27 protein-coding genes are annotated in these 25,414 nt (G+C 68.3%); 13 read left to right on the top strand and 14 right to left on the bottom strand.

The window, feature by feature from the left end:
* Positions 1-62 precede the first annotated feature (62 nt).
* Positions 63-674, top strand: coding sequence for a TetR/AcrR family transcriptional regulator (locus tag CRO12_RS11500; protein WP_097064133.1), 612 nt, complete (start codon positions 63-65; stop codon positions 672-674).
* 32 nt (positions 675-706) lie between these two features.
* On the opposite strand, the gene CRO12_RS11495 is transcribed toward CRO12_RS11500, so the two are convergent.
* Together CRO12_RS11495 and CRO12_RS17775 are read right to left on the bottom strand one after the other, a co-directional pair.
* Positions 707-1,192, bottom strand: coding sequence for a hypothetical protein (locus tag CRO12_RS11495; protein ID WP_097064132.1), 486 nt, complete (start codon positions 1,190-1,192; stop codon positions 707-709).
* Between the two features lie 33 nt (positions 1,193-1,225).
* Complete coding sequence (locus CRO12_RS17775; protein ID WP_144033597.1) at positions 1,226-2,020, bottom strand: hypothetical protein; 795 nt, start codon at positions 2,018-2,020, stop codon at positions 1,226-1,228.
* 109 nt (positions 2,021-2,129) lie between these two features.
* On the opposite strand from CRO12_RS17775, the gene CRO12_RS11485 reads away from it, so the two are divergent.
* The 4 genes from CRO12_RS11485 to CRO12_RS11470 all read left to right on the top strand — a co-directional run bounded on the left by CRO12_RS11485 (position 2,130) and on the right by CRO12_RS11470 (position 6,457).
* Complete coding sequence (locus CRO12_RS11485) at positions 2,130-3,134, top strand: glycosyltransferase family 2 protein (protein WP_245858418.1); 1,005 nt, start codon at positions 2,130-2,132, stop codon at positions 3,132-3,134.
* A gap of 28 nt (positions 3,135-3,162) precedes the next feature.
* Entirely contained in the window at positions 3,163-3,795 is a 633-nt protein-coding gene (locus CRO12_RS11480) for an ATP-dependent Clp protease proteolytic subunit (RefSeq protein WP_097064130.1), read from the top strand.
* Between the two features lie 111 nt (positions 3,796-3,906).
* Positions 3,907-5,172 (top strand): ATP-dependent Clp protease ATP-binding subunit ClpX, encoded by a 1,266-nt coding sequence (gene clpX / locus CRO12_RS11475; RefSeq protein ID WP_097064129.1) that lies wholly within the window; start codon positions 3,907-3,909, stop codon positions 5,170-5,172.
* Between the two features lie 151 nt (positions 5,173-5,323).
* On the top strand, positions 5,324-6,457 hold the full coding sequence (locus CRO12_RS11470; protein ID WP_245858416.1) for a calcium:cation antiporter: 1,134 nt from the start codon (positions 5,324-5,326) through the stop codon (positions 6,455-6,457).
* On the opposite strand, the gene CRO12_RS11465 is transcribed toward CRO12_RS11470, so the two are convergent.
* From CRO12_RS11465 to CRO12_RS11455, 3 genes are read right to left on the bottom strand one after another with little or no spacing between them, the layout of a single operon-like run.
* Positions 6,454-7,065, bottom strand: a complete 612-nt coding sequence (locus tag CRO12_RS11465) for a DcrB/PsbP domain-containing protein (RefSeq protein WP_097064128.1) — start codon at positions 7,063-7,065, stop codon at positions 6,454-6,456. The two genes, CRO12_RS11470 and CRO12_RS11465, sit on opposite strands and share 4 nt — an antisense overlap.
* Positions 7,062-8,162, bottom strand: a complete 1,101-nt coding sequence (locus CRO12_RS11460) for a M48 family metallopeptidase (protein ID WP_245858415.1) — start codon at positions 8,160-8,162, stop codon at positions 7,062-7,064. Before CRO12_RS11460 ends, CRO12_RS11465 begins: the two co-directional genes overlap by 4 nt.
* Positions 8,159-8,707, bottom strand: coding sequence for a hypothetical protein (locus CRO12_RS11455; RefSeq protein ID WP_245858412.1), 549 nt, complete (start codon positions 8,705-8,707; stop codon positions 8,159-8,161). Before CRO12_RS11455 ends, CRO12_RS11460 begins: the two co-directional genes overlap by 4 nt.
* Positions 8,708-8,980: 273 nt before the next feature.
* Here CRO12_RS11455 and CRO12_RS11450 point away from each other — a divergent pair, with 273 nt between their 5' ends.
* Entirely contained in the window at positions 8,981-9,175 is a 195-nt protein-coding gene (locus CRO12_RS11450; protein ID WP_097064127.1) for a hypothetical protein, read from the top strand.
* Between the two features lie 121 nt (positions 9,176-9,296).
* Here CRO12_RS11450 and gatB read toward each other — a convergent pair whose 3' ends face one another.
* The 4 genes from gatB to gatC are packed head-to-tail and all read right to left on the bottom strand — an operon-like array spanning position 9,297 to position 12,910.
* On the bottom strand, positions 9,297-10,754 hold the full coding sequence (gene gatB / locus CRO12_RS11445) for an Asp-tRNA(Asn)/Glu-tRNA(Gln) amidotransferase subunit GatB (protein WP_097064126.1): 1,458 nt from the start codon (positions 10,752-10,754) through the stop codon (positions 9,297-9,299).
* A complete protein-coding gene (locus tag CRO12_RS17770) occupies positions 10,747-11,142 on the bottom strand; it encodes a hypothetical protein (RefSeq protein WP_144033596.1) in 396 nt (131 codons plus the stop codon). Before CRO12_RS17770 ends, gatB begins: the two co-directional genes overlap by 8 nt.
* Positions 11,139-12,623, bottom strand: coding sequence for an Asp-tRNA(Asn)/Glu-tRNA(Gln) amidotransferase subunit GatA (gene gatA / locus CRO12_RS11440; protein ID WP_097064125.1), 1,485 nt, complete (start codon positions 12,621-12,623; stop codon positions 11,139-11,141). Before gatA ends, CRO12_RS17770 begins: the two co-directional genes overlap by 4 nt.
* Entirely contained in the window at positions 12,623-12,910 is a 288-nt protein-coding gene (gene gatC, locus CRO12_RS11435) for an Asp-tRNA(Asn)/Glu-tRNA(Gln) amidotransferase subunit GatC (RefSeq protein ID WP_097064124.1), read from the bottom strand. The genes gatA and gatC overlap by 1 nt, the downstream gene beginning before the upstream one ends.
* Positions 12,911-13,043: 133 nt before the next feature.
* Here gatC and CRO12_RS11430 point away from each other — a divergent pair, with 133 nt between their 5' ends.
* Together CRO12_RS11430 and ruvX are read left to right on the top strand one after the other, a co-directional pair.
* Positions 13,044-14,144: a DUF3089 domain-containing protein gene (locus tag CRO12_RS11430; protein WP_097064123.1), complete on the top strand. Its 1,101-nt coding sequence runs from the start codon at positions 13,044-13,046 to the stop codon at positions 14,142-14,144.
* Entirely contained in the window at positions 14,141-14,602 is a 462-nt protein-coding gene (gene ruvX, locus CRO12_RS11425; RefSeq protein ID WP_097064122.1) for a Holliday junction resolvase RuvX, read from the top strand. Before CRO12_RS11430 ends, ruvX begins: the two co-directional genes overlap by 4 nt.
* Here the strand turns inward: ruvX and CRO12_RS11420 are convergent.
* A complete protein-coding gene (locus tag CRO12_RS11420; protein ID WP_097064121.1) occupies positions 14,599-15,543 on the bottom strand; it encodes a hypothetical protein in 945 nt (314 codons plus the stop codon). The two genes, ruvX and CRO12_RS11420, sit on opposite strands and share 4 nt — an antisense overlap.
* A gap of 116 nt (positions 15,544-15,659) precedes the next feature.
* Here CRO12_RS11420 and CRO12_RS11415 point away from each other — a divergent pair, with 116 nt between their 5' ends.
* A complete protein-coding gene (locus CRO12_RS11415; protein ID WP_097064120.1) occupies positions 15,660-16,649 on the top strand; it encodes an aspartate carbamoyltransferase catalytic subunit in 990 nt (329 codons plus the stop codon).
* Entirely contained in the window at positions 16,640-17,845 is a 1,206-nt protein-coding gene (locus CRO12_RS11410; RefSeq protein WP_097064324.1) for a dihydroorotase, read from the top strand. The genes CRO12_RS11415 and CRO12_RS11410 overlap by 10 nt, the downstream gene beginning before the upstream one ends.
* A gap of 7 nt (positions 17,846-17,852) precedes the next feature.
* Here CRO12_RS11410 and CRO12_RS11405 read toward each other — a convergent pair whose 3' ends face one another.
* Genes CRO12_RS11405 through CRO12_RS11395 form a run of 3 tightly spaced genes read right to left on the bottom strand, consistent with a single transcriptional unit; the run spans position 17,853 to position 20,432 of the window.
* Positions 17,853-19,160 carry an SPOR domain-containing protein gene (locus CRO12_RS11405; protein ID WP_097064119.1) on the bottom strand — a complete coding sequence of 436 codons (1,308 nt, stop codon included), beginning with the start codon at positions 19,158-19,160 and terminating at the stop codon, positions 17,853-17,855.
* Positions 19,157-19,708, bottom strand: coding sequence for a hypothetical protein (locus CRO12_RS11400; protein ID WP_097064118.1), 552 nt, complete (start codon positions 19,706-19,708; stop codon positions 19,157-19,159). Before CRO12_RS11400 ends, CRO12_RS11405 begins: the two co-directional genes overlap by 4 nt.
* A gap of 10 nt (positions 19,709-19,718) precedes the next feature.
* Positions 19,719-20,432, bottom strand: coding sequence for a ParA family protein (locus CRO12_RS11395; RefSeq protein WP_097064117.1), 714 nt, complete (start codon positions 20,430-20,432; stop codon positions 19,719-19,721).
* 188 nt (positions 20,433-20,620) lie between these two features.
* Here CRO12_RS11395 and CRO12_RS11390 point away from each other — a divergent pair, with 188 nt between their 5' ends.
* Positions 20,621-21,619 carry an SPOR domain-containing protein gene (locus CRO12_RS11390; protein WP_245858411.1) on the top strand — a complete coding sequence of 333 codons (999 nt, stop codon included), beginning with the start codon at positions 20,621-20,623 and terminating at the stop codon, positions 21,617-21,619.
* 32 nt (positions 21,620-21,651) lie between these two features.
* Here CRO12_RS11390 and serB read toward each other — a convergent pair whose 3' ends face one another.
* Positions 21,652-22,524 carry a phosphoserine phosphatase SerB gene (serB, locus tag CRO12_RS11385; protein ID WP_097064116.1) on the bottom strand — a complete coding sequence of 291 codons (873 nt, stop codon included), beginning with the start codon at positions 22,522-22,524 and terminating at the stop codon, positions 21,652-21,654.
* Between the two features lie 102 nt (positions 22,525-22,626).
* On the opposite strand from serB, the gene miaA reads away from it, so the two are divergent.
* Complete coding sequence (gene miaA, locus CRO12_RS11380; RefSeq protein WP_097064115.1) at positions 22,627-23,565, top strand: tRNA (adenosine(37)-N6)-dimethylallyltransferase MiaA; 939 nt, start codon at positions 22,627-22,629, stop codon at positions 23,563-23,565.
* Between the two features lie 52 nt (positions 23,566-23,617).
* Positions 23,618-25,387, top strand: coding sequence for a biosynthetic-type acetolactate synthase large subunit (gene ilvB / locus CRO12_RS11375; protein WP_097064322.1), 1,770 nt, complete (start codon positions 23,618-23,620; stop codon positions 25,385-25,387).
* Positions 25,388-25,414 lie beyond the last annotated feature (27 nt).

Below are 25,414 nucleotides of genomic sequence, written 5' to 3'. Positions count from 1 at the left end.
CGCGGGACGAAGTGGGCGTCATCCCCTTGTAACTTAGGCCGTACATTTCTATACCGTACGTTATGGAAGCAATAACCCTGAGTCCGGTGAAAGGGCGTCCGCGCGAGTTCTGCATGGACGCCGCGCTGGCCGCGGCGCTCCGCGTGTTCTGGAGCAAGGGGTATGAGGGCGCCTCGATGGCCGACCTCACGGAGGCGATGGGGATCACCAAGCCCAGCCTCTACGCTGCCTTTGGCAACAAGGAGGCGTTGTTCCGCAAGGCGCTCGACCTCTACGAGAACGAGAAGCTGCAATACACCCGCGTAGCGCTCGATCAGCCGACCGCGCGGGCGGTCGCCGAATACTTCATGCGCGGCGCGCTGGAGGCGCAGACCGGCCGCAACGAGCCGAAGGGCTGCCTGGGCGTGATCCACTCGGTCGCCTGCGGCAGCGAGGCGGAAGCCATCAAGGAAGCGGTAATCGCCCGCCGCGCCTCATCCCGTGCGGCGCTGCTTCAGCGGTTCGAGCAGGCCAAGCGCGACGGCGACCTGCCCGACCACGTCGACGTCAACGGCCTGGCGAACTACCTGTTCGCGATTCTGCAAGGGATGGCAGTGCAGGCGTCTTCCGGCGCATCGCGCGCGGACCTGGAGCTCGTGATCGACACCAGCCTGGCAATGTGGCCGAGCGCCTGAAGTGAGCGACAAGCCCGTTCATTTTGCCGGAGCTAGATTGCGGGAGACGGATCGTCGGTCAGTTTGTTAGCCTTGCGACCCCGCAACCGAGTCACGAGCAACGCTACGCCGAAGAATGCGGCGTAGGTTACGAGACCGTAGGTCAGGTATAGGTAGCGCGCCATCGGCTGGAACGGCGCGTAGCTCGCAATCAAGGTTACTAAAACAATCGTCGGATAAATCCAGCCGGGCCATCGCTGAAAGCTCAGGGCGAAAAGGGTCAGCAGGCCTATTACGCTCAGAACGCTGAAGATGATGCTTCGCGGCGCCGCCGCGCTGCCGGACCCAAGCTCGAACTGGAACGGCTCAGGGGCGATCATCTGACGGATGTGGCGGAAGCATAGCCAGGCGAACGCTGCCGGATGCGTCGCGATCCAGGTACGAACACTATGGCTCAGCTCCGCCATGTACGCGACCTCGCCGATCGCCCGCACCCGATCGCCGCCGCGCTCGCCGCGTTGCGGGTGAATCTGCTCCATCGCGCGACGGAAATCCTCGCCGTGATCGTTGCCCTACACGATGTCGTTGTTCGCGACGCTGAGTTCGAGCGCGGCGTTGGAGCGGAGCAGCACCGGCTTGCCCAGCACCGCATCGTTGCGCAGTGCCCAAGGCACAACCATCATCGCCAGCAGCACGGCCGACACGGCGCCCGTCTCCAACCGTCTTCGCATGGTCCAGCGGCGCGACGCCATGATGACAGCGCACAAGCCGAGCCCAAGCCCGACGGCGGCGTTCACGAAGACGGTCGCTGCAAGCAGAGCCGCAAGATCAAGGCGAGCAGCGAAGCAAGCATTAGCGCCCATGCTATCGAACCGCACGATGCGGTCAAGCGTGGCGATGGCCAGAACAACGGCTAGCCCGCCTTCCCAATAGCGGAAGTCAAGCGATTCCGGTCCCATAAACAGAGGAATGACACACAGGAATGCAAACGCCGCCAGTCGCGGGACGAGCGGGACCCCTAATCGTTTAAACATCCTGAAAAATAGAAGATAACCAGCAGTCATCCATCCGCAAGAAATTGTCTGGAGTAGAATCTTCGATGCGATCGACTGCGTTCCGAATGCTGAATAGACAAATGCAGCAAGTAGCGGCTGGGTAGGCAGCAGATGCGCAATTGGTTCCGATCCGAAGAAATAAGGATCGGAGAAGCCTCGTCCCTCGGCGAAAGCGATTGCGACCTGATGAGCCTCACCAGCCTGAGAGACAAGGCCGCGTCGCAATGCCCAAGCGAAGCGCTCTATTATAGCGATAGCAATCAGAACTGCCATGACGACTTGCAACCGGCGCGGTGTCATTACGGTCGCCATGACTGATTCCCCTTTATTCCGACTACGCACGCCGATATACGGCGGTCAAGCAAGTAAACCGGGGGAATAGATGGATTATTCAATGCCTTCGGGTGGCGGCGGCGTTTACGTGGATCACGATCGAGCCTCGCCAACCATCGCCGTCCTGCTGCCTTGCTACAATGAGGAGGCGGCGATTGCGCAGACGGTAGCTGGCTTTCGCGCTGCCCTGCCACATGCCACCATCTATGTTTACGATAACAACAGCCGTGATCGTACGGTGGAGGTCGCGCGCGCGGCCGGTGCCGTCGTCCGGACGGAGCGGATGCAGGGCAAGGGAAACGTTGTCCGGCGCATGTTCGCAGACGTCGATGCCGACCTCTATGTGATGGCGGATGGCGATGCCACCTATGATCCCGACATAGCGCCCAACCTGGTCGTGCGGCTGGTGAGTGAGGGGCTCGACATGATCGTCGGCACCCGCGTCCACGAGGCGGCAGACGCCTACCGACGCGGCCACGTGCTCGGCAATCGCGCGATGACCTCACTGCTCGCGCGGCTGTTCGGGCGCAGCTTTACCGACATCTTCTCCGGCTATCGCATCTTCTCGCGCCGCTTCGTCAAAAGCTTTCCCGCGCTGTCGGCGGGATTTGAGATCGAGACGGAGATCTCCGTCCATGCACTCGAACTCAAGATGCCGGTCGGAGAGGCGGAGACGCGCTATCTCGCCCGTCCGGAAGGATCGGCGTCGAAGCTTAACACCTACCGCGACGGCCTGCGGATCGCGCGCACCATCGCAACGTTGTACCGGATCGAGCGGCCCTTGTGGTTTTTCGGCGCGGTCGGCCTGCTGCTCACTGCGGTCGCGCTGCTGCTCTCGATACCCTTGTTCATCACCTATGCGCAGACGGGCCTCGTCCCCCGCCTGCCGACCGCCATACTCGCCATGGGACTCGTGATCGTCGCCGTCCTCAACCTCTTCGCGGGGCTGGTCCTCGACACGGTGGTGCGCGGCCGGCGCGAGATGAAGCGGCTCGCCTATCTTGCCGTGCCGGGTCCGAGCGCCACGGCGGAGATGAAGGCGGTGGCGCTCGCCCCTACCCCCTTGCACGCCCCTGCTGGAGCGCCGATGTAGTGACCTCACACACTAAGAGCGGGACTTTATGCACGATCCTTTGAGCGCCCTCGTTCCCATCGTCATCGAACAGTCGAGCCGCGGCGAGCGCAGCTTCGACATCTTCTCGCGCCTGCTGCGTGAGCGAATCGTGTTCGTGACGGGCCCGGTCGAGGACGGGATGGCGTCGCTCATCACCGCCCAGCTGCTCTTTCTTGAGTCGGAGAACCCGAAAAAGGACATTTGGATGTACATCAACTCGCCGGGCGGCGTGGTGACCGCCGGCATGGCGATCCACGACACCATGCAGTACATCCGCCCGCGCGTCGGCACCGTGTGCATCGGCCAGGCCGCGTCGATGGGCAGCTTTCTGCTCGCCGCCGGTGAGCCGGGCTTGCGCGTTGCGCTGACCAACGCTCGGATCATGATCCACCAGCCTTCGGGCGGGGCGCAGGGCATGGCCAGCGACATCCAGATCCAGGCCAAGGAAATCCAGCGTATCAAGGACCGGATGAACGCGCTGTACGTCAAGTACACCGGCAAGCCGCTGGACGAGATCGAGCGCGCGATGGATCGCGACACCTTCCTTGAGGCGGACGAGGCGAAGGCGTTCGGGCTGGTCGACGAAGTCTACGACAAGCGCCCCGGGGTGCCGGAGGGTGAGGGGTCGCCGGCGGCGTAAACCCTTCCTACGTAGGGGTCGGGTAAATAGCGGTTTGCCCGACCCGGTCCGGCGTGTAGGATGACGGACCAATCCAAGCGCGGCGTATCTCGCGCGCGATGAGGTGATTGAATGACGAAATTGAGCGGTGGCGACTCCAAGAGCACCCTCTACTGCTCGTTCTGCGGCAAGTCGCAGCACGAGGTACGCAAGCTGATTGCCGGCCCCACTGTCTTCATCTGCGATGAATGCGTCGAGTTGTGCAACGACATCATCCGTGAAGAGACCAAGTCGGCGCTCGTCAGCAAGAAGGACGGCGGCGTTCCCACGCCGCAGGAGATCTGCGACGTGCTGGACGACTATGTCATTGGCCAGCGCCGCGCCAAGCGCGTATTGTCGGTGGCGGTTCACAACCACTACAAGCGCCTGAACCACGGCGCCAAGGGCGCTGACGTCGAGCTCGCCAAGTCGAACATCCTGCTGGTCGGGCCGACCGGATGCGGCAAGACGCTGCTCGCGCAGACGCTCGCCCGCATTCTCGACGTGCCCTTCACCATGGCCGACGCTACCACGCTGACCGAGGCGGGCTACGTCGGCGAGGACGTCGAGAACATCATCCTGAAGTTGCTCCAGGCCTCCGACTACAATGTCGAGCGGGCGCAGCGCGGCATCGTCTACATCGATGAGATCGACAAAATCAGCCGCAAGGCCGAGAACCCGTCGATCACGCGCGACGTGTCGGGCGAAGGCGTGCAGCAGGCGCTCCTCAAGCTGATGGAGGGCACCACCGCCTCCGTCCCGCCGCAGGGTGGGCGCAAGCATCCGCAGCAGGAGTTCCTGCAGGTCGACACGACCAATATCCTGTTCATCTGCGGCGGCGCGTTCGCCGGCCTCGAAAAGATCATCGGCGATCGCCTGCAGGGCAAGTCGATCGGCTTCGGCGCCTATGTGGCGGCACCCGAGGAGCGCAAGACTGGCGAGACGCTGAAGTCGGTCGAGCCCGAGGATCTGCTGAAGTTCGGGTTGATCCCCGAGTTCGTCGGCCGCCTGCCCGTCATCGCGACGCTGGAGGACCTCGACAGCGAGGCGCTGATCAAGATCCTGACCGAGCCCAAGAACGCGCTGGTCAAGCAGTACCAGAAACTGTTCGAGATGGAGGACGTTCGGCTCGGCTTCACCGACGACGCTCTGACCGCGACCGCCAAGAAGGCGATCGAGCGCAAGACTGGTGCCCGCGGGCTCCGCTCGATCCTGGAGGCGATCCTGCTCGACACCATGTTCGACCTGCCGAGCATGAACGGCGTCGACGAGGTGATGATCGACAAGGACGTGGTCGCCGGCACCAAGGAGCCGGTCCGCGTCTATGCCAAGAAGGAGAAGGCAGGCGACGCCGCCTGACCTTGTCTCCTTACACTGCCACACCGATGCGGGCGCCGAGCGATCGGCGCCCGTTTCTGTTTCGATTCATGTCGGGGACGATCGCCGGGAACCCTGATCGCAACCAGCGATCCTTCGGAACATTCGTGTGCCAGGCGAAAGGGAGAAGAACGTGACCGGCGCCACCGACGCAGCGGCAATGCCGCCGCCATCGACCAAGCGCGCGCTGCTGCAGCGCACCGGGCTGCCGCTCTGGTCGCTCGGCTTTCCGCTACTTGGGCTGCTCGCGGTCGGGATCGGACTGGCGAAACTCGCCACGGCCGGCATCGTGGCGGCGGCGGTGATCCTGATAGGTGCGGTGCTCGCGGCCGTTCACCATGCGGAGGTTGTCGCCCATCGTGTCGGCGAGCCCTTCGGCACGCTGGTGCTCGCCGTGTCGGTTACGGTGATCGAGGTGTCGCTGATCGTCAGCCTGATGCTCTCGAACGCGGGCGGCGCAAGCGCCCTGGCCCGCGACACGGTCTTCGCCGCCATCATGATCATCGTGAACGGGATCGTCGGGTTGTGCCTGCTCGCCGGCGGGCTGCGGCACGGCGAGCAGCGCTTCACCCTACGCGGCGTGAGCGCGGCGCTCTGCGTTCTCGCCGCTATGGCGGTGCTTTCGTTAGTGCTGCCCAACTATACCGACAGCGCACCCGGGCCGAGCTACGCTCCATCGCAGCTGGTGTTCGTCGCAGTCGTGTCGCTGATCCTCTATCTCACCTTCGTGCTGGTGCAGACCGTGCGTCACCGCGACTATTTCCTGCCCGACGAGACGATGCCGCAGGACGCTCATGCCGCGCCGCCGGCGCTCAGCACGACGTGGATCGCCTTTGCGACGTTGCTCGTCTCTCTGGTCGGGGTGGTGCTGCTCGCCAAGGCGCTGTCGGCGACGGTCGAGCGCGCGATCCTCGACGCCGGGCTGCCGCTCGCCATCGTCGGCGTGATCATCGCCGCGCTCGTGCTGGCGCCCGAGAGCCTCGCCGCCTACCGCGCGGCACGGCGCAACCGGCTCCAGACAAGCCTCAACCTCGCCCTCGGCTCCGCCCTCGCCACCATTGGCCTGACCATCCCGGCCGTCGCGATCGTCAGCCTCGTGCTCGACCTGCCGCTCGCGCTCGGCATTGGCGCGAAGGGAGTAACGCTACTGGTCCTGTCGCTGTTCACGATCACGCTGTCGCTCGGCACCGGGCGGACTACCATCCTCGGCGGCGCAGTCCACCTGGTGATCTTCGCAGCCTATCTTTTCACGACGGTGGTGCCTTAACGGGTCACCTCGACCGACGCCGCCGGGATCACGGCACTGTCCATGACTGCGCGGGCAGCGGCGATCCGCGCGTCGAAATAGTGGATCGCGGGCGCGTCGAAGGTCATAAGGTAGAGCCTGCCGCCGACGAGTGCCGCAAGCGCCTCGCCGCGGCGGCGGACTTCGTCGTCCTGGGTGGTGAACCGGTAGGTGAACCGCACCCCCTTGTGCCCGCCGAGCGTCGCGGGTGCGACCTCCTCCACCTCGAACAGCGAGGTGCGGAGCAGGATGCGGTACGATCCCTCGACCGCCGCCACGATGTCGGTCGGAAGCATTCCGGCCGCGACGCGCGGCAGCGGCTCGTCCTTCTTGTCGCGCTCGCGGAAGATCGCCTCACCCGGTGGTACGGCGGCGTAGAAGCTGAGGTCGCTCAGCGCGACGCCGTCGAGCGTCCACGTTTCGCCGCGCTTGGACGGCCGCTCGGTGGAGCGGTTCCACGCCTCCCCCGGCCGTACGGACATGCTCGACTTGGCGACCGCGATCGGCGTGCCGGCGGGCACGAGCTTCCACCCCGCCGATGCCGGTGTGGCGCAGAGCAGCGCCGCGGCGAGCAGCGTCGCCCGCTTCACGATGCGATCATCGCGGCGATGATCGCGCGGTCGCCGGCGTCCGGTTTCAGGCGAAGATAGTCGCCCAGGGCGGCGCGCGCCTCCGCCTCGTCGCCGATCCGGGTGAGCGCCAGGCCCAGCCCGCGGTGCGCTTCCGCCGGCACCACGCCCGCGGCGATCGCCTCCCGGTAGAAGGCGACGGCCTGCTCCAGATCACCTGGGCGGCCCCACGCTCGGTACAGCTCGCCGCGTGCGTACAATAGCGCCGCGGTCCAGCCGTCCCGCGCGAGATTGCCGAGCAGGAAGTCGGTCGCGCCGGGATCGTTGAGCTTGATCTGATCGTCGATCAGCCGCGCCCACCATGGCGCGATCGCGGCGCGATAGGCAGCGGCGCCGTCGTCGCCGCCCGCACCGGCCGCTGCTTGGGTCAAGTACGCCGCGCGGTTGCCCGAGTTGGGATGAGTCGCGAAGAAGCCGCCGTTCCTGTCCCTGCGCGACTTGCGCCCGCGCGCGGCGGCGGTCGCATCCTGCTCCGCACGCAGCCCTTCCCAGATCCGCGCCGCTTCGCCCGGCGCATAGCCGGCGCTTTTCAGGTGACCGATGGAGGCGAGGTCGGCGGCGCGTTCCATCTCGCGGCTGTTCGCGAAGATGCCGCCCGCCAGCCCCACCGATCCGATCGCCCCCACCCCCATCGGCAGGAACGACAGCCACGCCATCGCGTCGGTCTTTGCGCGCGCTTCTCGGAACTGGATCAGCGAGTGCCGTCCTTCGAAGTGCGCGAACTCGTGCGCCAGCACGGCGGCGAGCTGCGCCTCGTTGCGAACGCGGAGCAGCAGCCCGGTCCACACCTGCATCATGCCGTTGGGCGCCATGCTGGCATTGAAGTACGGCGTTCGGACCAGGTAGACGCGCGCCTGTGCGCAGCGCGCCGTGCCGACCGTGCGGCACAACACGCCCTCCACATAGGTTTGGAGCGCGGAGTCGCGGACGACGAAATTACTATCCTTCAGCTCGCGCTCGGCCTCGTCCATCTCCATCCACAGCCCGCGCTCCTCCGAGGTCTGCGGCCCGGCGGCGACTGCCTGTGCGAGTGCGGCGAGGAGCAGCAGCGCCTTCACCTGGACGGGACCACGCGGCCGGGAAAGCCCGCGAGTAGCTGCGCCACGCGCTTGGTCGCGCCCTCCGGCTCGCGCACGTCACCGCCCATCGCCACGTCGGCGCTCAGCCAGACGAGGTCGCCGGTGCGCAGGTCGACGAGGCCGGCGTAGCCGACGTGGACGCCCGCGGTCATCCCGACGCCGAGCAGCAGCCCGACGACCTGCGCCGCCTTGCGCCCCGTCGATCCATAGCTGTCATAGGTGTAGAGGAAGAGCCCGTAGTCGCCACCGCCCGCCGCGCCCAACCGCTCGATCCCGGGCCCGAGCGTCCAGTCGAATGCCGCCTTCCTGGTCGGCAGTCGCGCACCGGGAAACAGCCGGTGCTCTATCGCGGCGTTGGCGACGGTGCGGAACAGCGCGCGGTAGTCGGCCAGCAGGGCGGCGTCCGTTCCGCCGAGCTCGGGCATCGGCACTACCGTGTTCCCCTGCGCGAGCTGCGCGGCGTCGAGCGCGTGCGCGATGTGGTCGCGTGCCGTGGCGGTCCACTCCGCGCTCGGTTCGTTCATCCCGGCAGTCGTTTGGGCGCCGACTTTCACATCAGGTCTGAAGAGCAAAATGCGCGCGGGCCGGTCCGGGGGAAAGCTGAACCCCGGCTTCGTCGCCGATCCCTCGCTCGACCACTGCGCGGCGGCCGGCGATGTCGCCAGCATCAGAGTGACCGAGATCAGCCAGCCTTTCACCCCTGCCCTCCACCGCTTCGGCGCGGAGCTTAATCCCACTCGCCATCCAGGTGAACCGGCCTAGGCGATCTTCGTTGAGGCACGGTGAAGGAGATTAGCATGACCGATCACGACCGCCGCCCCTCGCCCGAAGCCGACGCCGCCGACGAGCGATCCGACATCCAGCAGGCGGTAGAAGCTCGCGCCGACGCCCTTGCCCGTGGCGAAGGCGGCAACGGCGCTTCGCCGGACGCGCCCATGGGCGAGAGCGGCGCCGACGGCTTCGTCAAGAACCAGGAGGATTTGCAGCAGTAGTACAAGTGCGTCTGCGCAGGCGGGAGCACCACAAACCTCGTCACCCCGACCTCGGGCCGGGGCCCGCTTCTACTACGGCACCGAGACAGCGGGACCCCAGATCAAGTCGGGGGTGACGTGACTAAGAAAGCGCCTTCTTCAGCAGCTCGTTGACGACCGCCGGATTGGCCTTGCCGCCCATTGCCTTCATCGTCTGACCGACGAAGAAGCCGAACAGCGCCTCCTTGCCGCCGCGATACTGCTCCAGCTGGTTGGGGTTCTTGGCCATCACCTCGGCGATCACCGCCTCGATCGCGCCGGTGTCGCTGGTCTGCTTGAGCCCGCGCTCCTCGACGATCGCGACCGGGTCCTGGCCCGTCTTTAGCATAACCTCGAAGACCTGCTTGGCCAGGCTGCCCGAGAGCGTGCCGTCGGCGACCAGCGCCAGCAGCTCGGCCGCCTGTGCGGGCGAAACCGACGACTGCTCGATGCTCGTGCCGGTGCGGTTGAGCGCCCCGAACAGCTCGGACGTGACCCAGTTCGCCGCCTGGGTGGGGTTGGCGCCGGTCGCGAGCAGCGCATCGAACCAGCGCGCAGTCTCCACCTCCGCGGTCAGCACGCCTGCGTTGTAGGCGCCGATTCCCGCGTCCGTGTAGCGTGCGCGCTTGGCGTCCGGGAGCTCGGGCAGGCTCGCGCGGCACTCCTCCAGGAACGCCTCGTCGAGCTCCAGCGGCAGAAGGTCGGGATCCGGGAAGTAGCGATAGTCGTGCGCGTCCTCCTTGGACCGCATCGACCGCGTCGTGCCGGTGTCGGGATTGAACAGCCGCGTTTCCTGCACGATCGTGCCGCCGCTCTCCAGCAGCTCGACCTGGCGCATCGCCTCATGCTCGATCGCCTGCATGACGAACCGCACCGAGTTGACGTTCTTGGTCTCCGTCCGCGTGCCGAGCTCGTCGCCCGGCTTGCGCACGCTGACATTGACGTCGGCGCGCATCGATCCCTGGTCCATGTTGCCGTCGCACGACCCCACGTAGCGGAGGATCGATCGCAGCTTCGTCAGGTAAGCCCCTGCTTCCGCGGGCGACCGCATGTCCGGGCGGCTGACGATCTCCATCAGCGCGACGCCCGAGCGGTTGAGGTCGACATAGGACATTGACGGGTGCTGATCGTGCATCAGCTTGCCCGCGTCCTGCTCGACGTGGATCCGCTCGACCCCGATCGTCTTGAGGCTCCCGTCGACCTCGACCTCGAGATGCCCCTCGCCCACCAGCGGATGGTAGAGCTGGCTGATCTGGTAGCCCTGCGGCAGATCGGCGTAGAAGTAATTCTTGCGGTCGAACCGCGACCAGCGGTTGATCTCGGCGTCGATCGCCATGCCGGTGCGCACCGCCTGGCGGATGCACTCGCGGTTCGGCACCGGCAGCATCCCCGGCATCGCCGCGTCGACCAGGCTGACTTGGGTGTTCGGCTCCGCACCGAACTCGGTCGAGGCACCGGAGAACAGCTTCGCGTTGGACGTGACCTGGGCGTGGACCTCCAGCCCGATCACGACCTCCCACTCGGCCGTCTCACCGCGGATGCGATAGGTGGACTCAGTCATTTCCCACTTTCTCCATCCTCATCTGCCGACCCCAATAAGCGGCCGACACCGGCACAATCATCCATGCAACGAGTGCACAAGCGACTACGCCGACCTGCACGCCGACCCGACTTGCCGCGTCAAGTAGAAAGTAAATGCTGACACTAAGCGCGACAGCTATGTACCCAGCCAACCTATAGAGACCTAGCAGAAGGAACTTAGGAAGCGTATTGATCAGCATCACTACGATCGTAGCGCATAGGAAAGTCAGTGTCAGGTTGACATAACCTAAAGCAGCAACGCTTCCAGAGCCCGCCACACTAATCGCAAGATAGCTACCCAACGCACTTCCGGAAACGAGTGAGGTCGCGTTCAACATATCGTTCAGACTGTCGAAATAGTGCTTCACCACCACTGCTCCGGCCGCGCGACAAAGCCGGCGCGCTGCTCGATCGCGAGGCCGGCGTTGAGCACGGCCTGCTCGTCGAGCGGACGGCCGATGACCTGTAGCCCGAGCGGCAGGCCCTGCTTGTCGAGCCCGCCCGGCACGCTCATCGCCGGCAACCCGGCGAGCGAGGACGGCACCGTGAACACGTCGTTGAGGTACATCGCCAGCGGATCGGCCGACTTTTCGCCGAGCGCGAACGCCGCCGACGGCGCGGTCGGGGTAAGCAGCAGGTCGCACGCCTCCCACGCAGCCTCGAAGTCGCGGGCGATCAGCGCTCGGACCTTCGAAGCTTGTGTAAAATATGCGTCGTAAAACCCTGCCGACAGGACATAAGTTCCGATCATGATCCGCCGCTTCACCTCGTCGCCGAAGCCGGCGGCGCGGGTCGCGGCGTACATCGCCTGGAGGTTCGCGCCCTGCGGCAGGTCGCGTAGGCCATAGCGCACGCCGTCGTAGCGGGCGAGGTTGGACGACGCCTCGGCCGGCGCGATGATGTAATAGGCCGGCAGCGCGTATCTGGTGTGGGGCAGCGATACCTCGACCACCTCGGCGCCCGCGTCCTTTACCCAGTCGATGCCCCGCTGCCACAGCGCCTCGATCTCCTCGGGCATGCCGTCGACGCGGTACTCCTTCAGAATGCCGATCTTCTTGCCCGCAAGGCTCGGCGACAGGCTGTGCGACCACGTTGGCACGTCGAGCTGGAGCGAGGTCGCGTCCTTCGCGTCGTATCCGGCCATCGCCTCCAGCATGATCGCGCAGTCGGTCACGTCGCGCGCCATCGGCCCGGCCTGGTCGAGCGAGGAGGCGAAGGCGACGACGCCCCAGCGCGAGCAGCGGCCGTAGGTCGGCTTGATCCCGGCGATGCCGGTGAAGGCCGCGGGCTGGCGGATCGAGCCGCCGGTGTCGGTCCCGGTCGCCGCCGGGCACAGCCGCGCGGCGATCGCCGCCGACGATCCGCCCGACGATCCGCCGGGCGCGAGCGCGGCGTTGCCGCCGTCCTTCGCCCGCCACGGCGAGACGACGTTCCCGAAGTATGATGTCTCGTTCGACGATCCCATCGCGAACTGATCGAGGTTCAGCTTACCGAGCATCCCGGCGCCCGCGTCCCACAGCTTCTGCGAGACGGTGGACTCATACTGGGGCACGAACCCCTCCAGCATGTGGCTGGCGGCGGTCGTCTGCACGCCCCGGGTGCAGAACAGGTCCTTCATCCCGATCGGCACGCCGGCGAGCGGCTTCAGCGTTTCCCCCGCGGCGCGCGCGCGGTCGGCCTCGCGCGCGGCGGCGAGCGCGTGATCGGGGGTCTCCACGATGAAGGCGTTCAGCGCCTTCGCTTGCGCGACCCGGGTGATGAACGCGTCAGCCACCTCGACCGCGGAGAAGCTCCCGGCACGCACCCCGTCGCGCAGCGCACGGACGCCGAGGTCGGTCAGCTCGGTCATCACTCGATCACCTTGGGCACGCCGAAGAAGCCGTGCTCGCGTGCCGGGGCGTTGGCCAGCACCGAGTCGCGCACGCCCCCGTCCGTCACGACGTCGTCGCGCAGCCGCAGGTGGTTGGGGATCACGGCGGTCATCGGCTGGACGGCGGAGGTGTCGACCTCGCCCAGCTGCTCGATCCAGCCGAGGATGTTGTTGAGCTCGGGCGCGAGCCGCTCGGCATCGGCATCGCTGATCGCGATCCGGGCCAGGCTCGCCACCTTCTTCACGGTTGCGGTGTCTACGGACATGCGGTCGCGGCTAGCAGACGCGTGTCCGGGCGCGCAACTGCCCCTTGCGTTGCGTGCGCTGCAATCATGGGGCACGGGGAACGGACTTGCACGGCCAGCGCTCATGCTGCACTGCACAAACGAGTGACGCCGCTTGGCCAGGAAGTTCCTTTATGTCGTTGCAGGCCTGATCGTGCTGGCGATCGCCGCCGCCTTTGCCTGGCGATTGTTCGGCAATGATCTGGTGCGCCGCTACCTGACGCCGTCGGTCGCGTTCCGGGCGCAGGGTGCGCTGCCGGCCGATGCGTACAGCGGCACCGCCATGTGGATCGCCCGTCCCGAGCTTGCGAACAACCCCGCGCTATGGGTGCCGGCCGGACAGACGCCGGAGGACGCGGGCGCCGCCGTCTTCTTCATCCACCCGACCTCGTTCCTCGCCACCAATCAGTGGAACGCGCCGCTCGACGATCGCGAGGCGAATGACCGTGCGGCGGTGTTCCTGCGCGGCCAGGCGAGCGCTTTCAACGCGGCCGGTCAGGTCTGGGCGCCACGCTATCGCCAGGCGGCGTTCGGCGCATTCCTGACTACCAAGGTAGATGCCGAGCGCGCGCTCGACCTAGCCTATAGCGACGTGGCGCAGGCGTTCGATGCGTTTGTGGCCGCCAATCCCGATCGGCCATTGATCCTCGCCGGCCATAGCCAGGGCGCACTGCACCTCACCCGCTTGCTGCGGGAAAAGGTCGCCCGCACGCCGCTCGCGCGCCGGATCGTGGCGGCGTACGTGGTCGGCTGGCCGGTGTCGCGCGAGACCGATCTCGCCGCGCTCGGCCTGCCCGAGTGCACCCGCGCCGACCAAAGCGGCTGCCTGCTCTCCTGGCAGACCTTTGGCGAGCCCGCCGATCCGTCGCTGATCCTCGATACCTTTGACGCGAGCACCGGCTTTTACGGCCGCTCGCGTCGCGGCACCGCGATGGTCTGCACCAACCCGCTGACCGGTACGGCCGGCAGCGCTGCTCCGGCAAGCGCCAACCTCGGCACGCTGTTCCCCGCCGCCGACCTTACCAGCGCAACCATGCAGCCGGGCCGCGTCGGCGCGCGCTGCGAGGGGCGCGGGCTGCTCATGATCGGTGAGGGTCCGGACGTCGGCCCGTACGTGCTGCCCGGCAACAACTATCACGTCTACGACTATAGCCTGTTCTGGGCGAACGTCCGTGCCGACGCCGGGCGGCGCCTGCAGGCGTTCCGCGCGCGGTGATTACCGCGGCACCGGCCGAGTTCCGCGCCGCGCTGCCCGATGGCGGTCGGCTGCTCGGGCTCGATGTCGGCACGAAGACGATCGGCACGGCGCTGTGCGATGCCGGGTGGAGCTTCGCCTCCCCCGCCCCGCTTGTCCGCCGGACCAAGTTCACCGCGGACAAGGGAGCGCTCGCCGCGCTGCTCACGCCGCAGTCGATCCGCGGCGTGGTGGTCGGCCTGCCGCTCAACCTTGACGGCAGCGACTCGCCACGAACGCAGTCGACCCGCGCTTTTGCGCGAAACCTTCGGGACTGGCAGCTGCCTATCCTGCTCTGGGACGAACGCTGGTCGACGGTCGCGGTCGAGCGGGTGATGATCGAGCAGGACCTGTCCCGCGCGAAGCGGGCGGAGCGGGTCGACAGCCTGGCCGCCGCCCATATCCTTCAGGCAGCGATCGACGCGCTGGTGAACGCCTAGCGCGCACCCACCACGTTGATCAGGGCGGACACCCGGGTGTTGGTGACCGGGTCGTAGGAGAGCAGCGCCACCGCAATTCCCGCCTCACCCGCGCCCGAGCCGAAGAACCAGCCGCCGACGTTGAACGCGTCGACCTGCCGCGACGTCGACGACAGCGCACCGCCGTAGATCCCGCGGGTACGGTCGATCGGCAGCGTCGCGGTGTAGGTGCCGAGCTCGGTGCCGGTCGTCGCCGGACCGCTTAAGGTCTGCTCGGTCCCGATCAGCCGGATCGTCAGCTCGACGCGGCCCGCGGCATCGTAGCGGAGCGTCGCGGTGCTGCGCTCGACACTGTAGCCGGTGCGCGGACCGCTCGGCACCGGCACGCTGAACGCCTGACCATTCACGCCGGTCCGCGCGTAGCTGAACGAGGCCGCCGGCAGATCGGCAAGCTGGGTCGGCACACCGAAGATGCAGCGGTACTGCGCGTCGCGCAGCGTCAGCAGGTAGCCTCGGGTATACTCCAGCGCTGTGCCACCGGCCTGCGGTGTTCCAATTGACAGCCGCTGCGATGCGCCGTCGACCGTGCGGACGTAGTTGGGCGTGTTGGGTGGCGCATTCGGATCGCGGTCGACCGGGCCGAAGGTGACGGCACCATTGTCGCCGGTGACCGTCCAGCTGTCGGCCGTCGCGCGGTAATCGACCACGAAGCCCTGGCCGAACGGCGAGTTCGGGATCGGATCGGGCGGTGCGCTGTTCGATCGCAGCCCGCCGCAGCTGGACGCGAAGCGCTGATCCCCGGTCAGCTCGGCGAAGCGGCGGTACGCGGTCGGCGAGCTCGTCGGTGACGGCGTAGGACTGGCGGTCGGTGCAGGTGACGGCGTCGGTGCCGGTGCCGGGGTCGTGACCCCGCCGGTCCCACCGCCGCCACCGCAACCTCCGAGCGACAGCGCACCGAGCATAACCAAACTACGCAGATACATAAGGACCCTCCCCGCCCGCCAGCGCATAGCGCCGGGCGCGTGACTGCGGCAAGCCGGCTTGCCCGGCGGGGGCACGGGCGGTAGCAGACACGGCGATGCCGCCCGCTCCCGCCACCACGTCCGCCTATCCGCCCGGACGGCTGGCGTTCCCGCACCGGCACCTGACCGGGATCATGGGGCTGCAACCGCACGAGATCCTGTTCCTGCTCGACACGGCCGAGGAGTGGATCGAGCCCAATCGCACCCGTGCCGCGCCCGACAAGCGGCTGGCGGGGCTCACCCAGATCAACGCGTTCTTCGAGAACTCGACCCGGACGCTGCTGTCGTTCGAGATCGCGGGCAAGCGGCTGGGCGCCGACGTCGTCAACATGCACGCTGCACAGTCGAGCGTGAAGAAGGGCGAGACGCTGATCGACACCGCCGTGACGCTGAACGCGATGCGCGCCGACGTGATTGTCATCCGTCACATGAGCTCGGGCGCGGTGCGGCTGATCGCGGACAAGGTCGACTGCCCGGTGCTCAACGCCGGCGACGGCCGCCACGAGCACCCGACGCAGGCACTGCTCGACGCGCTCACCATCCGCCGCCGCCGCGGGCGGGTGGAGGGGCAGCGGGTGGTGATCTGCGGCGACATCCTCCACAGCCGGGTGGCGAGGTCCAACATGCTGGCGCTGACCGCGCTCGCGGCCGAAGTGCGGGTTTGCGCCCCTTCCACGCTGATGCCGCCGGAGATCGAGGCGTTCGGCGTCGCCGCCTTCACCGACTTCGACGCCGCGCTGGAGGGCGCCGATGTCGTAATGATGCTGCGCGTCCAGAACGAGCGCATGAGCGGCGGCTTCATCCCCTCGACCCGCGAGTTCCACGCCCGCTACGGGCTGACGCTCGACCGGCTCGCGCGGGCCAAGCCCGACGCCCTGGTACTCCATCCCGGCCCCATGAACCGCGGGGTCGAGATCGACTCCGATGTCGCAGACCATCTCACCCGATCCGCCATCACCGAACAGGTGGAGATGGGCGTGGCGGTGCGGATGGCGTGCCTGGACGTGCTGACCCGCGGCGCGCGGGGCGTCGAGGGCTGGGCGTGACGATCGCCTTCACCAACGCGCGGCTGGTGTGCCCGGCAGGTGAGCGCACCGGCGTGCTGGTGGTCGCGGGCGAGCGGATCGTCGCGGGCGACGCGCCGCCCGACGCAACGGTGATCGACTGCGGCGGCAAGCATCTCGCGCCCGCGATCGTCGACCTGGGCGCGTTCAAGGTCGACAAGGCGGCGTGCCGGGCGGGCGGGATCGTTCGCGTCGGGCTGATGCCCGATCAGTCGCCGGTGCTGGATGATCCCGGCATCGTTCGGCGCGCCGCCACGATGGGCAAGCCCGAGCTGTGGGTTCACCCGCTCGCCGCCGCCACCCGCGGGCTGCGGTGCGAGGACCTGGCCGAGATGGCGATCACCGCGTCGGCCGGCGCCCGCGCGGTCGCGACGGGGCGGCGCTGGATCGGGGACTCCGGGCTGATGCGCAAGGTGCTGGCCTATGCCCGCGACCTGGACCTGACGGTCGTCTCCCATGCGGAGGACGCCGGGCTGGTCGGCGATGCGGTCGCGACCGACGGGCTGACCGCAACGCTGCTCGGCCTGTCGTCCGCCCCGGCGAGCGCGGAGGCGCTGGCGATCGCGCGCGACCTCCTGCTGGCGGAGGAGACCGGCGCGCGGCTCCACCTGCGTCAGGTGACCACGGCCGCCGGCTTCGATCTGGTCCGCGCCGCCAAGCGCCGGGGCGTCCGCGTCACCTGCGGGATCACGCCCGCGCACCTGCTGCTGTCCGACATCGCTGTCAGCGATTTCCGCACCTTCGCGCACCTGTCGCCCCCGCTCCGGAGCGAGGCGGACCGTCAGGCGTGCCTGGCCGCGCTCGCCGACGGTACGGTCGACGTGCTGTCGTCCGGCCATGATCCGCGCGGGCCCGAGGAGAAGCGGCTGCCGTTCGCCGATGCGGCGCCAGGCGCGGCCGGTGCGACGACGCTGCTCGCGCTCGGGCTGAACCTGCGCGAGAGCGCCGGCTTGTCGATGGAGCGGCTGTTCGCCCTTCTGTCCGCCAATCCGGCGCGGATCCTTGGGCTGGATACCGGAACGCTCCAGCCGGATGAGGCCGCCGACCTGGTGCTCTTCGATCCGCACGCACCGTGGCAGATCACCACGGAGCGCGACGGCAACACGCCCTTTGATGGACTGCCGGTGCAGGGCCGCGTGCTGCGGGTGTGGAAGGGCGGCAAGGAGATCGCCGCCTGATCCTCGGTCAGCGGGCAGCGAGCTGCACGCCCTTGCGCGACCACGCCGCGACCTGGTCGCCCGCCCCTGCCCGCACGAAGCAGACGCCGCGGTTCGCGCGCACCTGGCGGCACAGCCGGTCGGCATCGCCGCGGCTGAAGCCTCCGACCGCCAGTCGGTAGAAGTTGGCGCCGTTCGCGCTGTAGCGCGCGCCATAGGGCGTGTAGCTGGAAAGCGCAGTGTAGCGCCGCGACAGGCGGCCCCACGCATCCTTCGCGACCCCGACGTTCTGGAAAGCGCCGAGCTGGACGTAGAAATTGCCGCTCTGCACGCGCGCCGGCACGGCCGTGCGGACCACGGCAGGCTTGCGGACCGGCTTGGCAAGCGAAACGGGCGTGCTCGGCGGGGTGGCGACGGTCTGCACGACCTCGCGGCGCTCCGCAAAGGCGACAGCGGTTGCCGACTTCGCCGGCACCTCGGCGGTGAAGGCGACCTCGGCGGTCTGCGCCGCTACCGGCTCGAGCGTCGGCGTCGGCGTCGCGTCCGCGCTCGCGCCGGGCATGAAGGCGTCGACCGGATCGACCGGCTGCGCAACCGCGAGCGCGGTCGGCGCGGTGGTGTTGAGCGCCAGCCGCTCGGGCTGACCCCCATCCTCGACCGGCACCACGCCGAGCAGCGAGGCTACCTGGTCGGCGGCGGTCTTCGGCTGCGCGAACACCATCCACTGCCGGATGCGGGCGTCGATCTCGGCCGGGCCGACATCGAACGCGGCGATCGTCTTCGCCTCCGCCCAGCGACCGGCAAGTCCGAGCGCGAGCGCTAGGTTCTGCCGGGTCTTGGCATCGGCCGCCCCGTCGCGGGTCGCGGCGCTCAGCACCTCGACGGCCGTCGACGGATCGCCGGCGAGCGCCAGCGCCAGACCGCGGTCGGTCGTCGGAATGGCCTTTTCGTGCGTGGTGAGCGTCTCACGCGCGGCACCCCACTCGCCCAGCGCAATTTGCGCAAGGGCGAGGTGCAGCGCGGCCGCGCCGTCCGCCGGGTCGAGCGACAGCGCGTCGCTGAGCGCGCCGGCCGCAGAGGTGAATCGCCCGCCAAGCAGGTAGGCCTTGCCGAGCAGCGTTCGGTATGCGGCATTGCGCGGGGACAGCGCCACCGCCTGCTCGGCGTTGGTGATCGCGCGCTCCGCCTTGCGCTTGGCGAGCGCGCGGGCAGCGTCCTTTGCTTCGGCGGCGGCGCGGCGCTCCGCTCCGGTGTCGATGGAGGCGTTGGCGGCGATGCCGCCAGCGACGCTCGCCACGCCCAGCAGGCTTGCGGCGATGATGGTGCGGGTCTTCATGCTTTCCCCCCTTGGGCAGCGGTCCGGTCGGTCTTGAGTTGATCCGCGAGGTGCTCGATCTCCGGCAGCGTCGCGAGCAGCGCGTCGAGCGCGTCGATCATCAGCGCCTGCGACGAGCGGTGGCGCGTCGCCGAGGCGAGCCGTAGGCGCAGGTGGCGGTCGGGATCGAGCCGCAGCGTGAACGCGGCCTTGCCCGCCTTCGCCTGCACGTCGCGGGTCAGCCGCCGGGCGACCGCCATGGAGACAGGCGTCGGCTCCGGCAGCGGCGCGGGTGCAGGCGCCGGTGTCGGCGCGATCGCCTCTTCCAGCTCGGCGCGCTCGACGAGCACCGGCGGCCTTGCCGCGGGCAGCGCCTTGGTCGGCGTGTCGACGATGGGTGCAAGCGGCACCACCGGTCCCGCCTCCTCGCCCATGTCGTTCCAGCCGAGATCCTCGAGATTCATCGACGTGGTGTGGAAACCCTGTGGCCGCATCGCCGGGCGCGCCTGGCCCTTGCGGGCGAGCAGGCCGGAGGAGAGCGACGCCGATGGCTTGGACGAACCGAACATGACTGCTCCCTCAGCTGACCACGCGGCGGCCGAAGCCGGCGGCCGGGCGGGGGGGAGCGAAACCGGTGCTGCTGTTCGGCGCGGCGAACACGGTCCGACGGAAGTTCTTCTCGAGCCGGTCGGAGATATAGGTCCACAGCGCCTCAACCTCCTGCGCCGAGCGGCACTTGGGGTCGAGCTCCATGACGGTGCGGCCGTCGATCATCGATCCGGCGAAGTCGGTACGATGGTGGATGGTGACGGGGGCGACGGTGCCGTGCTGAGACAGGGCGACCGCGGCCTCGCTGGTGATCCGTGCCTTGGGGGTTGCGCCATTCACGACGAAGATCAGCGGCTTGCCCGCCCGATCGCACAGGTCGACGGTCGCGCCGACCGCGCGCAGGTCGTGCGGGCTCGGCCGGGTCGGCACCACGACCAGCTCGGCGACCGCGATAACGCTCTGGATCGCCATGGTGATTGCGGGCGGCGTGTCGATGACGGCCAGGCGGAAGCCCTGCTGGCGAAGCACCTCCAGGTCGGCAGCGAGCCGCGCCACCGTGGTCTGGGCGAAGGCCGGCAGTTCGGTCTCGCGCTCGTTCCACCAGTCGGACAGCGAGCCCTGCGGATCGATGTCGATCAGCACGACCGGCCCCGCGCCGGAGAGCTGCGCCTGCACGGCCAGATGTCCGGAAAGCGTCGTCTTTCCGGATCCGCCCTTCTGCGACGCCATTGCCAAAACGCGCATTCCCACCCTTCCCGACGTGTTCGGTTCCGAGGCACCACTGGCATGCAGGGTGATAAGAAGCGGTTAATTCGCGCGAGAGTGTAACGATTAAGCTGCGCCGCGCCGGCACGCCGTTTGGTCACGATTTCTTTGCATCTCGATGGCTAATGCGCGTTAATCACGGGTGAAGAACGGACCGAGGTTCAAGGATGCACAGGCTCTGCACGGGGGCGGCGATGGTGGCGATGGTGGCGGCGGTGCCCGCCGCGGCCGACGTGAAGGCAGGCGTCGACGCCTGGGGCCGCGGCGACTATCGCCGCGCGGTCGAGGAGTGGCGCGGCCCCGCGGTCGCGGGCGATGCCGATGCTCAGTTCAACTTGGGGCAAGCTTACAAGCTCGGTCGCGGCGTGCCCGTCGACCTGCCGATGGCGGAGGAATGGTACCGCAAGGCCGCCGAGCAGGGCCATCGCCAGGCGGCGGACAACTACGGTCTCGCGCTATTCCAGAACAACAAGCGTGACCGCGCGGTGACCTGGCTGGAGAAGTCGGCAGGGCGCGGCGAACCGCGCGCGCAATATGTGCTGGGCACCATGTACTTCAACGCGGACGTGGTCGCGCGCGACTGGGTGCGCGCCTATGCGCTGATGACCCGCGCATCCGGCGCCGGCCTGTCCCAGGCGACCGCAACGCTTGCGCAGATGGACCGCTACATCAGCCTGTCGGATCGGCAGAAGGGGACGGAGCTCGCCCGCACGCTGGAGAGCGAGGCTGGGCGCGCCACGTCGCCCGTCGTCGTCGCGGAGGCACCCGCACGGGCGCGCGAAACGGGGCGGCCGACCCCACGCTCGACTCCCCGCGCTACCGCTCAGCCGACTGCCGAGGTCGCTGAGCAGTCGTCGGCACGCCGACCCGCCGCGCCGCGGCCAACGCCGGTCGCAAGCGCCCCTACCCGTGCTGCGCCTGCGCCGAAGACGGCTTCCGGCCCGTTCCGCGTCCAGCTCGGCGCCTTCCGTGACGAGGGCAATGCACGCGCGCTGTTCGCCCAATTGCAGCGCGCCGGCGGCTTTGCCGGCAAGACGCCCTACCTCGTTCGCGCCGGCGCGCTCACCCGCCTCCAGGTCGGCGGCTTCGCGAGCTCCGCGGAGGCCGAGCGCTCGTGCGGACCGGCCAAGGCCAGCGGCAACCCCTGCGTGGTCGTGCGCGGCTGAACCTGTCGCCCGCGACGGCCTTGAGGAAGGGATCAGCCGATCCAGTCCGCCCGCGCGATCCCCTGCGCCCAGAGCAGCGCGGTCAGGTCACCGTGATCGATCCGGGCACCGGCCGCCGCCGCGACGATCGGCTTGGCATGGAAGGCGACGCCGAGCCCAGCCTTGCCGATCATCGCGAGGTCATTGGCACCGTCGCCGACCGCCAGCGTCGCCTCCGCGGACAGCCCGCGCTCCGCTGACGCTTCGGCCAACGCGAGTTCCTTGGTGCCGCTGTCGACGATCGGCTTGGCGACCGTGCCGTCGAGTGCGCCCGCCACGACGTTCAAACGGTTGGCGATCACCCGGTCGAACCCGATCTGCTCGCCCACAGGCTCGGCGAAGCGGATGAACCCGCCCGATACCAGCACAGTGTACGCGCCACGCGCGCGCATGGTCTGCACCAGTGTGCGGGCGCCTGGCATCAGGCGGACCCGCTCGGCAAGGCAGCGATCGATCGCGCCCTCCTCCAGCCCCTTCAGCAGCGCGACCCGGGCGTCAAGCGCGCCCGCGAAGTCGAGCTCGCCGCGCATCGCGCGTTCCGTGATCTCGGCGATCTGCGGCTTGATGCCGGCATAGTCGGCCAGTTCGTCGATGCACTCGACCGTGATCATGGTCGAATCCATGTCGGCAACGAGCAGCCGCTTCTCGCGAGTGGCGGCAGGCTGGACGACGACATCTGTGTCGGCGAACGCGCCCTCCAGCGCCGTGCGCGCGGCCGCGGGATCGTGCTCGAAGAAGATGTCGGCCGCCTTACCCCAGTCGAGCCAAGCGGTTCTGCCGGGCGCGCAGCCCGTAGCGACGAGGCGGGCGCTGCCGTCGTCGAGCGTGTTGTCGGAAAGCGGACCGATAATCGTTGCAACGTACACCCACGCCCCCGTTTGTGCTGAGCTTGTCGAAGCACGTGACCGACGCGTCTCGCCTGCGACACGCCCTTCGACACGCTCGGGGCGGACAGGGTAGAGGGTGACATGGCTTCCCTTCCCCGCCTCGCGCTCATTGCAGGGCCGACCGCGAGCGGCAAGTCCGCGCTGGCGCTGGCACTTGCCGAGCGGAACAACGGCGTGGTCATCAACGCGGACGCGAGCCAGGTGTATGCCGACCTGCGCGTGCTCTCCGCGCGGCCGACCGCGGCGGAGGAGGCGCGCGCGCCGCACCAGTTGTTCGGGCATGTTGACGGCGCCGACACCAGCTACTCCGCGGCGCGCTGGGCGGCCGAGGCGCGCGCCGCGATCGCGGCGGCGCACGCAGAGGGACAGCTGCCGATCCTAGTCGGCGGGACGGGGCTCTACCTCCGCACGCTGCTGGAGGGGATCGCACCGGTCCCCGCGATCGACCCGGCGGTTCGCGCAGCCGTCCGCGCGGCACCGGTTGCCGCGAACCACGCAGAACTCGTACGGCTCGACCCCGCCGCCGCCGCACGGCTCCACGCGAGCGACACCACCCGCGTTGCCCGCGCACTGGAGGTGATCCGCACAACGGGTCGGCCGCTCGCCGAGTGGCAGGCCGCCCGCACCGGCGGCATAGCGGACGCGGTGCAACTGAGCGCGACCGTCCTGCTGCCGCCCCGCGCCTGGCTCGTCGAGCGCTGCGACCGCCGGCTCGCCGCGATGTTCGACGGCGACGCCGCGGTCGAGGTCGCCGCACTTCTCGCACGGAGCGACGTGCCGGCCGACGCGCCGGTCCGGCGCGCGATCGGCGTGCCGGAAATCGCGGCGATGCTCGGCGGCACGCTTGATCGTGAGGCGGCGCTCGAGCGCGCGCGGCAGGCCACCCGGCGATATGCGAAACGGCAGTACACCTGGTTCCGCCACCAGCCACCACCGACTTGGACGCGCGCGGAGGAATTGGATCATTCCAGCCTTATCCAACTGTTTGAATTAAAGTTGCGCAATCGTCGGTTGACGTGACGTTTTGCTGCGTTTAGCAGCCGCCTCTCACTTGTCTATGGAAGCTGTGGTTGTGACGGAGAAGAGTGGAGCCGACATCCTGGTTGAGGCGCTGGCCGATCTCGGGGTCGAAGTGATCTTCGGCTATCCCGGTGGCGCGGTGCTCCCGATCTACGATGCGCTGTTCAAGCAGGCGCAGGCGTCCGGCGGCCGCCGTGCGATCCGTCACATCCTCGTTCGCCACGAGCAGGCCGCGACCCACGCGGCGGAAGGGTACGCGCGCGCCACCGGCAAGCCAGGGGTGGTGCTAGTCACCTCAGGGCCCGGCGCGACCAACGCCGTCACCGGCATCACCGACGCCCTGCTCGATTCCATCCCGATGGTGGTCATCACCGGCCAGGTGCCCTCCACGCTCATCGGCACCGACGCCTTTCAGGAGGCGGACACCGTCGGCATCACGCGCCACTGCACCAAGCACAACTACCTGGTGAAGGATCCGGCCAAGCTCGGCGCGACGATCCACGAGGCGTTCCACATCGCGACCTCCGGCCGGCCCGGACCGGTCGTGGTCGACGTGCCCAAGGACGTGCAGGTCGCAACCGCGCGCTACAGCCGCCCCGGGCCCATCCAGCACAAGACCTACCGCCCGCAGGTCAAGCCCGATCTGGCCGCGATCGAGGCTGCGGTGGACATGCTCGCCGCTGCCGAGCGCCCGGTGCTCTACACCGGTGGCGGCATCATCAACTCGGGCCCGGGGGCGTCGCAGCTCCTGCGCGAGCTCGTCCGTCTGTCGGGGGCGCCGGTCACCTCGACGCTGATGGGGCTAGGCGCACTGCCCGCCTCCAGTCCGAACTGGCTGGGGATGCTCGGGATGCACGGGACCTACGAGGCGAACTGGGCGATGAACCAGGCCGACCTCATCATCGCGATCGGCTCGCGCTTCGATGACCGCGTGACCGGCAAGCTGGAGATGTTCGCGCCGACCAGCCGCAAGGTCCACATCGATATCGACCGATCCTCGATCAACAAGACCGTTCGCATCGATCTGCCGATCGTCGCCGACGCGGGGCACGCACTGGAGGCAATGGTCAAGGTGTGGAAGGCGCGGGCGCACCCGAAGCCAGACCTCGCCGACTGGTGGGGCCGGATCGCGGAGTGGCGCGCCAAGGACTGCCTCCAGTTTCCGGAGGGCGACGGCACCACCATCATGCCGCAGCGGGCGGTGCGCGCGCTCTACGAAGCGACCAAGCACCGCGCGCCGATCGTCTCGACCGAGGTCGGCCAGCACCAGATGTGGGCCGCGCAGCACTTCGGGTTCGAGGCGCCGAACAAGTGGCTGACCTCCGGCGGGCTCGGCACGATGGGCTACGGCCTGCCCGCGGCGATCGGCGCGCAGCTCGGCCACCCTGGTGCGCTGGTCATCGATATCGCGGGCGAAGCATCCATCCAGATGAACATCCAGGAGCTCGCGACCGCGACACAGTACAAGCTGCCGGTCAAGGTCTTCATCCTCAACAACGAGTATATGGGGATGGTCCGCCAGTGGCAGGAGCTGACCTATGAGAGCCGATACGCTCACAGCTACTCGGACAGCCTGCCCGACTTCGTCGCGCTGGCGGAGGCGTACGGCTGGAAGGGGATCCGGATCGAGACGCTGGACGCGCTCGACGACGGCATCGCCGCGATGCTCGACCATGACGGCCCGGTGATGGTCGACTGCCGTGTCGCCAAGCTCGCCAACTGCTTCCCGATGATCCCGTCGGGCGCCAGCCACACGGAGATGATCCTGCAGGCGAACGAGGTATCAGGCACCCTCGACGATGAGGCCAAGGCGCTGGTCTGACGTTCTGCTTTCCTGCCTTGAAGCGAA

It is taken from the genome of Sphingomonas guangdongensis (genome assembly GCF_900199185.1).
In the GTDB taxonomy this organism is placed as follows: domain Bacteria; phylum Pseudomonadota; class Alphaproteobacteria; order Sphingomonadales; family Sphingomonadaceae; genus Sphingomonas; species Sphingomonas guangdongensis.
This window is presented reverse-complemented; position numbering and strand designations above follow the sequence as displayed.